10 protein-coding genes and 1 pseudogene are annotated in these 8461 nt (G+C 60.2%); 3 read left to right on the forward strand and 8 right to left on the reverse strand.

Going from position 1 to position 8461, the window contains the following annotated elements; translation table 11 throughout:
- The first annotated feature begins 155 nt into the window (after positions 1–155).
- Positions 156–668: an Arc family DNA-binding protein gene (locus tag ACZYOF_RS40310; protein WP_463719225.1), complete on the forward strand. Its 513-nt coding sequence runs from the start codon at positions 156–158 to the stop codon at positions 666–668.
- Positions 669–675: 7 nt separating this feature from the next.
- Here ACZYOF_RS40310 and ACZYOF_RS40315 read toward each other — a convergent pair.
- Together ACZYOF_RS40315 and ACZYOF_RS40320 are read right to left on the reverse strand one after the other, a co-directional pair.
- A pseudogene (locus tag ACZYOF_RS40315) lies at positions 676–1433 on the reverse strand (IS5 family transposase).
- A 269-nt stretch (positions 1434–1702) separates the two neighbouring features.
- Positions 1703–2305: a TetR/AcrR family transcriptional regulator gene (locus ACZYOF_RS40320; protein ID WP_028167736.1), complete on the reverse strand. Its 603-nt coding sequence runs from the start codon at positions 2303–2305 to the stop codon at positions 1703–1705.
- 165 nt (positions 2306–2470) lie between these two features.
- Between ACZYOF_RS40320 and ACZYOF_RS40325 the strand changes: the two genes are divergently transcribed.
- Both ACZYOF_RS40325 and ACZYOF_RS40330 read left to right on the forward strand, forming a co-directional pair.
- Positions 2471–3112, forward strand: a complete 642-nt coding sequence (locus ACZYOF_RS40325) for a cysteine hydrolase family protein (protein ID WP_028167737.1) — start codon at positions 2471–2473, stop codon at positions 3110–3112.
- A gap of 158 nt (positions 3113–3270) precedes the next feature.
- Positions 3271–3861: a QcrA and Rieske domain-containing protein gene (locus tag ACZYOF_RS40330; protein ID WP_463719226.1), complete on the forward strand. Its 591-nt coding sequence runs from the start codon at positions 3271–3273 to the stop codon at positions 3859–3861.
- 53 nt (positions 3862–3914) lie between these two features.
- Here ACZYOF_RS40330 and ACZYOF_RS40335 read toward each other — a convergent pair whose 3' ends face one another.
- The 6 genes from ACZYOF_RS40335 to ACZYOF_RS40360 form a co-directional block, all read right to left on the reverse strand.
- On the reverse strand, positions 3915–4148 hold the full coding sequence (locus tag ACZYOF_RS40335; protein ID WP_130576935.1) for a PepSY domain-containing protein: 234 nt from the start codon (positions 4146–4148) through the stop codon (positions 3915–3917).
- Positions 4149–4165: 17 nt separating this feature from the next.
- Positions 4166–4933, reverse strand: a complete 768-nt coding sequence (locus tag ACZYOF_RS40340; RefSeq protein WP_463719227.1) for a hypothetical protein — start codon at positions 4931–4933, stop codon at positions 4166–4168.
- 23 nt (positions 4934–4956) lie between these two features.
- Entirely contained in the window at positions 4957–5967 is a 1011-nt protein-coding gene (locus ACZYOF_RS40345; RefSeq protein ID WP_463719228.1) for a YncE family protein, read from the reverse strand.
- 56 nt (positions 5968–6023) lie between these two features.
- Entirely contained in the window at positions 6024–6554 is a 531-nt protein-coding gene (locus ACZYOF_RS40350) for a PepSY domain-containing protein (RefSeq protein WP_130576932.1), read from the reverse strand.
- A gap of 51 nt (positions 6555–6605) precedes the next feature.
- The gene (gene chrA, locus ACZYOF_RS40355) at positions 6606–7772 is read right to left on the reverse strand and encodes a chromate efflux transporter (protein WP_463719229.1); all 1167 of its coding nucleotides are present in this window, start codon (positions 7770–7772) and stop codon (positions 6606–6608) included.
- Positions 7773–8034: 262 nt separating this feature from the next.
- On the reverse strand, positions 8035–8461 hold a 427-nt coding region (locus tag ACZYOF_RS40360), incomplete at its 5' end, for a hypothetical protein (protein WP_463719230.1).

An 8461-nucleotide genomic window follows, 5' to 3' on the forward strand; every position in this document is an offset into this window, starting at 1 on the left:
GAGTCACCTTCCTGCCTGGCATCAAGCATGGCATTTGCCATCGTTACACCTCCACCGATCCGCTCATGCCAGGCTGTATCGCGCGCAAGCCGAAGGATGGCTAGGTGGGGGCCTCATGCCGGTTACGGTAGTGCGAGACGTCGAAGGTTGCGAATATGTCGGTCTCTCGCTGCAGCCATTCCCACCCGATCAGCGCAGCAGATTCGCAAGTGCAATATCGCACGGTGCGATTGAGAGGTTGCGAATGGCCAAGAAAAAGACCGTCCAGCAAGACGCGGCCCGGCAGGGGGGCCGATCAATTTATCGTCAGGCTGCCCCCTGGCATGCGCGATACACTCTCCGAGCTTGCCGGAGAGCACGGTCGCTCCATGAATGCGGAGGTTGTGGACGCACTAGCCAGATACATTCGATTTGCGACGACCAAGGACGAAGATTTAACGCTCAGTGAGGAGGGCTTGGTCCAAATATCAAAACGGCTCCAGGCCGGCGTGCATCATCTGGAGGGGATGCTGTTCGATGTTCGAGACGTTGGTCTCGACGCCTTCATATCCGATCAGCGCAGCCAAGGTTTAAGCCTGACGCGGACGGAAGCGATCCGCAAGATCCTGCGCGCCTACCTTGATGAGCGCGGATATGGTTCTGAAAGCAAGAAAAGCCCGCCGGCGTGAACCGACATTAGGACGTGGGCTCATTAAGACGCAGCCATAGCCTGATTGACGCGAGTTGAACGAAGGCAAGGTAGTTGGCGGCAAGCCTGTCGTAGCGCGTCGCCACGCGACGAAATTGTTTGATCCTGTTGAAGAACCGTTCGACCCGGCTGCGAGCGCAGTAGAGATAAGGGCTGAAGCAGATTGGATCGTTGCGGTTGCTTTTCGGCGGGATGTTGGCCCACGCACCCTTCTTCATGGCAAGCTCCCTGATCCAGTCGGCGTCATAGCCGCGGTCGGCAAGCAGCATTGACCCGGATTTCGGACGAGACAGCAGTTTTCCGGCAAGTCGAACGTCATGGGCCTCACCGGGGCTCAGCGCCAGCCGGACCGGCAGACCATTGCTATCGACCACCGCATGAATTTTGCTCGTCAAGCCGCCGCGGGACCTTCCCATCGATTGGCGCCGGTTTCGTGCGATACAGGCTCCATGCTGATGCACGCGCACAATGGAGGTGTCGATCATCTGGCGGCATCATGGGCAGCGGCAAGCGCGTCTATGATGCGGCCCCAGACACCAGCCCGCCGCCAGCGGACGAGACGGTTATAGCAGGTCGTGTAAGGGCCAAAATGATCCGGCAAATCGCGCCAAGGTGCCCCAGATCGCAGACCCCAGAAAATGCCGTTGAGGACACGTGGGTCGTTTACCCGAGGAACACCACGCGGCTTGTTCGGCAGCATGGGCTTGATGGCAACCCATTCATAATCAGCGAGTTCGTAGCGCATGATTCGAGCCCCCAGTTTGGGAGTTTGAATCACAGAGGTCTGGCCAATCGCAACGCTTCTGGCTCGGCCCCGGTTCGGCGCTTACGGGCAGAAGCGGACATCAACCTGCCGACAATCCCCGATGAAACCGTCGAAAATGACCCAAAGGCGACGTGGCAAGTTGCCACTGCAATCAGGCGAAATCATAGATGTCCGGAGTACCTCGATGTAGAGGATAGCATTTTCGCATCGGTATCGCCTGCAGGATCAGGAAGGTTCTGCTTGTTCCATCAGTCCAGCGAGGCTGCGTCTTGGGCGGCCTCTGCCTTCACGGCGCTCTTCAGCGAACGGATCCATTCCGTGTCGCCCACCGATTGAGAGAGAAGCCGCGCTCCGATCATGGCCGCGAACAGAACCTTGGCTTCCTGATCGGACGACGCGCCGTTCGTACCGCGCGACTTCGCCAAGTGATCGAGAAACTGTGCGTACAGAGCCTCCGTCCCGTCCCTGTAGGACTCGCGCGAGGACTCGTCGGCGGCCTCGGCCGTCACGTGAGGAGCGAAGGCGATCATCGGACAAGCCTGATCGGCCCCTTTCTTCGTCAGATAGTAGTCGACGATGGCGGCCGACCGGACGCCCGGATCGTCGTACTTGCGTTCGCAGACCTGCCGCCAGGCGGCGGATGACTGCTCGAAGGTCAGGGAGAAGACTTGCTCGACGAGGGCGTCCTTGGACTTGAAGTGCTTGTAGAAGCCGCCAACCGTCATGTCAGCGGCGTTCATGACCTCGGCCACCGAAACGCTGTCCACACCGAACTCGCGGAAGAGGCGGGACGCGCACTTCAGGATCTTCTGCCGATTCTTCTGCGCCTGCTCCTGCGATGAGCGACCCATGTCCGTTGTTCCTTTCCGAACTCGATCGAGATCCGCGACTTTACGCCGGCCTCGGTCGTAAGAAACCGCCGTCCCGCAAGCAATCGTGACTGGCTAGAATAGATTATATATATTATCTATTTTTTTGAAAGTCTCCAAAGCCACGTTTTCGCGAAGGAACTCGACATGGCGACCACCTACGACCCCAAGATCACGGCGCTTCTCTGCATCGATTTCTACAACGATTTCCTCCATCCAGACGGCAAGCTTTGGCCTTCGGTCAAGGACGTCGCCGAGCAGGTGAACCTGCTCGACAATCTCCGTGCGATCGTCGTCGCCGCGCGGGAGGCCGGGATCAAGATCATCCATGTACCGCATCACCGCATGGAGCCCGACACCTACAAGGACTGGAAGTATCCGTCGCCCTATCAGTTGCAGGCGGCGAAGAACATGATCTTCGCCCGCGGTCAGTGGGGCGGCGAATTCCACGATGATTTCAAGCTCCGGCCGGGCGATCTCTGCTGCACGGAGCATTGGGCTTCGAGCGGCTTCCCCAATACCGACCTCGATCAACTGCTGAAGCGGCACGGCAAGGAAAAGATCATCTGCGTGGGTCTGCTCGCCAATACCTGCCTGGAGGCCACCGCCCGCATCGGCATGGAGCTTGGTTATCACGTCACCTACGTGCGCGATGCCACCGCTGCCCGCTCGCCCGAGGCGATGCATGCGGCGGTCAACATCGACGCGCCGACCTATGCCCATGAGATCGTGACGACCGCCGAACTGATCGCGGCGATCAAGGCTTCCCCGGCGGCGGCCGCGGCGTGAGAGGAAGCGACGTGACTGCCGATATCGAGACTGCGGTCCACTATCGGTACGTGGAGCCGCTGCCAACCGAAGGAGGTTTTTGAGATGCCCGTAGCCAAGATTCATGTGAGTATCCTGCAGTTCATCGGTAATCTTTTTTGAACCCAACGGAGGCGGCGATGGCGTGTCAGGACCCGGTACGACGCTCGCTGCTGCTGACGGCTCTGGCCGCAGGGGCATATCTGGCTGCCAAGCCAGCCGTGGCGGAGGAGGAGGATCAGCCAGGCAGCGATGAGCGACCGCAAAAAGGCGACTTTCTCGTTCACTCCGAAGGGGAACATGCCGGCGAAATCATCAAACTGGGTGATCTGGAGCTTGGTGGGCCGCCCGTGCACGCTTGGCCGAAGGACCCGAAATCCTCGGTGATCCGCAAGGGATCGCGGCTCAATGAGATTGTCGTCCTAAGACTTGATCCGGGCGAACTCGACGAAGAGTCCCGATCGCGATCGGCCAATGGCGTCGTCGCTTATTCGCTGATTTGCACTCACGCCGGATGCCCCGTCTCCGAGTGGGTAAAGGCATCGGAAAGCGACAAAAACGTTCTAAAATGTCCCTGTCACAACTCCGAATTTAATCCCCGAGAAAGTGCGCAGGTCGTATTCGGACCGGCGCCCCGCCGTCTTGCGGCACTTCCACTCGCAATCGCTGACGACTCGCTCACGGTGGCCGCAGGGTTCATCGGAAAAGTAGGCGGCCAGCCCGGAGGGTGACGGTCGCACGGTTAAGGACGCGATGTTGACCTAGTCTCCAGCAGTCGGCCCGCTTAGCGCCGCTCTTTGACCTGACCGCTGCTGTCGACAACGAGCGATACGTCCTTGCCGTCCTTCACCGCCTTGACCGAAATGCCTTCAGCCGTGGATTTGATGTCACGGACTTGGGTGTAGCCGTCCGATTGAAGCTTAGCCAAGAGTTCCTGCTGGGTCAGGGCATGAGCCGGCGCGACCAGGCTGACCATTAGGCAGCAGAGGATCGCTTGGGAGATTGTACGTACTGACATCATCTGCACTCCTCCTGTTATCTGACGTGGGCGCTCTCGAAGAACCGCAGTGGAACGCCGAACGTCAGTCCGGCGCGTACTTCGTTGACCGGATGGTGATTGGTCAGCGCGTGGCGATAGGCGACGTCGAAAGAGAGCTTGTCGCTCACCTGCCAGATCAAGCCTAGGAGCCCGGAAAAGGTTTCCTCCTGGCCGAATTCCTTTTCGTAGAAAAATTCCGAGACCGGCCGCACCGTCCATTTCGACGGCCCCTCGATGATCGTGCCGAGGAAGACATCGGCATGATGGTCCCGCGTCAGCAGCGTTTCCGCGTTGAGGTGGATCGTTCCCCAGTCCCAGCGCTGCGAGACGATGGTTGCCCAGCTTGCGCCAACGCCGCTGCCCCCCGTGCTGTCCGGCAACAGCACACCAAATTCGGTCGCGATGCTCGGTCCGCTCTTATCCTGCAGGCTGCCCGGTACCACGACATGCTTGAGGAACGCACCTGCTGCGATCAGGTTCGTCGGCCCCGAGGGCGACAGCGGCGTCTCGCCCTGTCCCTCGAACACCGCCTCCCATCCCTCGCTCAATCCGAAATTCAGGACCGTCCATGGCGCGACCAGCGTCGGGATGGCCCCGTCGCGTCGGACGCCGGCCGGCTGCAACTCGACTTCGAGTTCTCCAGGGGCGGCCACGGCGGCATCGGTGCCGTCGAACGGCCGGTAGGCGAAGGCCATCTCCGGCCAAGCGACACTCAGGATCAGCAACGATACGATAGATCGGACCAGCGGGGCACGTGGAAGCATGGCTGCACCTCCATCGGCTTGGCTTAAGGTATCGGGCGATAGACCCAGATCGCAGCGCCGTCACCGCCCCTTGCCGGAACCGCAAGCAGGAGGCGATCGAGTTCAGGCACAAACAGCGAGGTCCGCGCGCCTGGCGCGGTGGCGAGGCGCGCAATCGAGCGATACGACGCGCCCTCCGCCGCGAGCACGTCCAGATATCCTTCGCCGCAACTGACGTAGATACGTTCCCGTTTCTCGTCGACGAACAGATCGTCAATGTCGCCGCAGGTTGGGATGGCCGCTTTCAGTTGCCCATCGACCATTCCGAACACACCGATCTCGGCCGGGCGGCGAAATGCCACCAGAACCTGCTGGCGGCCGTGATCCAGCGCCATGGCGAAGTTGGCGCTGCGGCCTGACGTCGGCCAGGAAGCAAGCTGCTTTCCAGACCCGCGATCGATGACGTCGATCTCGTTCTTGTTCGGAACATTGACGAAGATCCGGTCCGAATTCCGGTCGAGTTGGAAGCTTTCGGGGTGCGCGCCCAAGGCCGCGCTTGCGACCTTGGCGTGGGTGGTGGTGTCGAGCGCAGTCACAAACCCATCGCCATGGCCGACAAAGATATGTCCCGCCTTTGCGTCGATGCGGACATTGTCGGCATCGGTGCCCAGCTCGATCTGCCCCCGCGGCGAAAGATCGGCTCCGTTGAAAAGCCTGACCGAGCCATCGCCGGCATTTGCCACATAGACTGTGTCGGTCGCCGGGTCGTACCCGACGCCCTGCGGCTCGCTAAGGTCGCGGACGATGCGGTCGAGACGCTCACTTTCGAGATCAACTACCGCGAGACCATTGCTGGCCAGCGCCGCCACAAACAGGTGATGCCGGGCCAGATCGATCGCCATGTGGTCGATCCGGCCCTGAACATCGGCGAGCGGAATCTTACCTTCCAGTTGGAGCGGCTCGGCTTCGGTTGCCTGGCAGGCAGAAACATCGGCGACAAAACTCCATGCGGTGATCGCCAACCACGCAGTGAAGAACCCTCGAAGGAACGTCATCGCACGCCCTCGTCGAATTGGACTGCCAAGAGTTATGTCCTCGCCCCGCGGGTCGGCTAATCCAGCGGTTCTGTCACGGTCGCCAGCTTCTCTTCGTTCAAGAAACCAAGCGACGCTATGGGCTGCCCGTTTTTCAATTCAGGCACAGCGCTCACCACAATGATCCGCGCGCCGTATCCTTTTGCCTTGGCCACGGCAGCGGCCAGCGTTACCTTTGCCCGGTCCAGCGCGGCCTTTTGTGCCTCGGCGTGCTCGAGGTCCTCCCCTTCGGTGATGGGCTCGACCTTGCCTATCTCTCCGGTCATGTGATCGACGATGACTTCGAAGAACTTTCCGTCTTTTGCGGTGTAGATCGAAAGCTGAAGTTTGCCATCTTCAGCCTCGAATTTTCCGGAGATTGGTTGGCCTTCCCGTTCACTGGTCACCAAGGCCTGTTGCAAGCTAACCTTGGCAGTACCTAACAATCTGATCAGAACGCCTTCGTCTTCATCATCACCGGCCGCGTGCCCTGGTCCAACAGACAATGTCGTCAGACCAATGATCACGAGTCCGGCAGCAGAAGTGAGTAGCAATTTCCTGCGAGTCATGGGTTCCTCCATTCACTGACCTCAATGCCCCTAGCCCCGTACCGAAACCCGTCACTTGATCATCACCCACGCCGGCTGCAGCCACGGATAGGCAACGAGGCCGACGATCGCCGTTGCCGCAATGAGCATGGGATTGCTGACCTTCCAGCGGAACAGAACCGCGAGCGAGACGAGCGCGATCGCAATCGTCAGCCAATCACCGATGGCGATCTTTCCAAGCAGAATGCATGCGCCCAAAATCGTGCCGATCGCCGCCGCGTAGGCACCCTTGACGAACCCCTGAACGTTCGGGTTTCCGCGGTGCCGCGCCAACAGCGGTGCTGCGATCAGCACCAGCAAGAATGACGGCAGGAAAATGCCGACAGTCGAGACAAGCGACCCCCAGAAACCAGCGACCAGATAGCCGACAAAGGTCGCCGTGATGACGACCGGTCCCGGGCTGATCATGCCGATCGCCACGGCTACCAGGAACTCCCTCTCGTTGAGCCAGCCATATTGCTGAACGAGCCCCTGCTCGAGGAACGGCACGATGACAAGCCCGCTGCCGAAGGTCAACGACCCAGCCTTAAGGAAGAAGAGCAAGAGCTTGCCGAGCGTGGAGCCACCCGCGACCGGGGCCACGGCCGGCGCGGCGGCAGGGATGAAGGCGATTTGCATCGCAGTCGAGGAACGCTTGAAGATCTTTCCGTAGTAGAGGATCCCGACAATGCCGGCGCCGATGAACAGCAGTGCCACTTCGGCCTGCAGGACGACGGTAACGACAAGGCAAACCCCGGCGATGGCCCATTGCAGCCAGTCCTCCATGCCGAGCTTCGCGAGCCGATAGCAGGAGTGCAGGATGAGCGCGATCACCGCAGGGCTGACGCCATAGAAGATGGCTGTCACCGGCTGCAAGTCGCCGAGGTACACATAGAGCGCGCCGAGCGCCGCCACGATGATGAAGTTTGGCAGGATGAAGCACCAGCCGCCGATCCAGGCACCCCAGAAGCCGCAGCGGAGCCAGGCGACATAGATGCCGACTTGGATCGCGAGCGGACCGGGAAGCGACTGGCAGATGGCAATCGACTCCCGCATCTGCTCCTTGGTCAGCCACTTCTTGTCGTTGACCAGCTCCCGTTCCATTTGACCGACGAGCGCAACCGGGCCGCCGAAGCCGAGACAGCCAAGGCGGAGGAAATACCGTGCCAGTTCACCCTTGCTATTGTGTTCTGTCTGCATTGTCGTCGTCACCTGTGCCCCTCTCGTGATCGGCGCGGTCCGCCGGAAACTCCAAACTGACTCGCGCGCTCCATGGCGTTGAGCGCGAGGGCGAACGCATCACCGACGAGCTGAGGATCACCATAGAACACGAGGGTAGACGAGTCGGACGCTCGCGCTGATTCGTTGTCGACAGGAGTCTGCTTGGACGCCCGCTCTTTTCTCTTGATCATCGCTGGCTCCTTATCGCTCCATTCCTTGCAAGTTCGACCGCTCAGACCGGCTATTCGCGATCCGAAATGGGCTCGAGAACGCCGACAGACGGTAGGCCAAGTCCCCTCGGGGTCATGACAATCCATGAACCCGACGACGTCACCTCGAAGCACCCACCATCCGGCTCCGGAAGGTCGAGGCAGAGATCGTCTGAACGGACGAACCATTTTCCTGTTAGCACCTTGCTCATCGAATAACTTCTGAACGTCCCGTCACGTTGGTATACTTCGCGCCAGTGCACCTCATCGGTGAGCTGCCTGTCAGAAAATCGCGCGCGGATCTGTGCGCCCGACAACTTCTTCAAATCTTCGGCCGTTGCCCTGCCGTTCCAGAGCGTCACCAAGGTCAGCAATCCGACGGCTGCACATGCGACGCGCATTCCGGCACGAGGATTGCCTATGTTTACGGCTTCGATTTGCATGACTTCAGGCACATCT

This window comes from Bradyrhizobium sp. LeoA1Lang, from assembly GCF_055413685.1.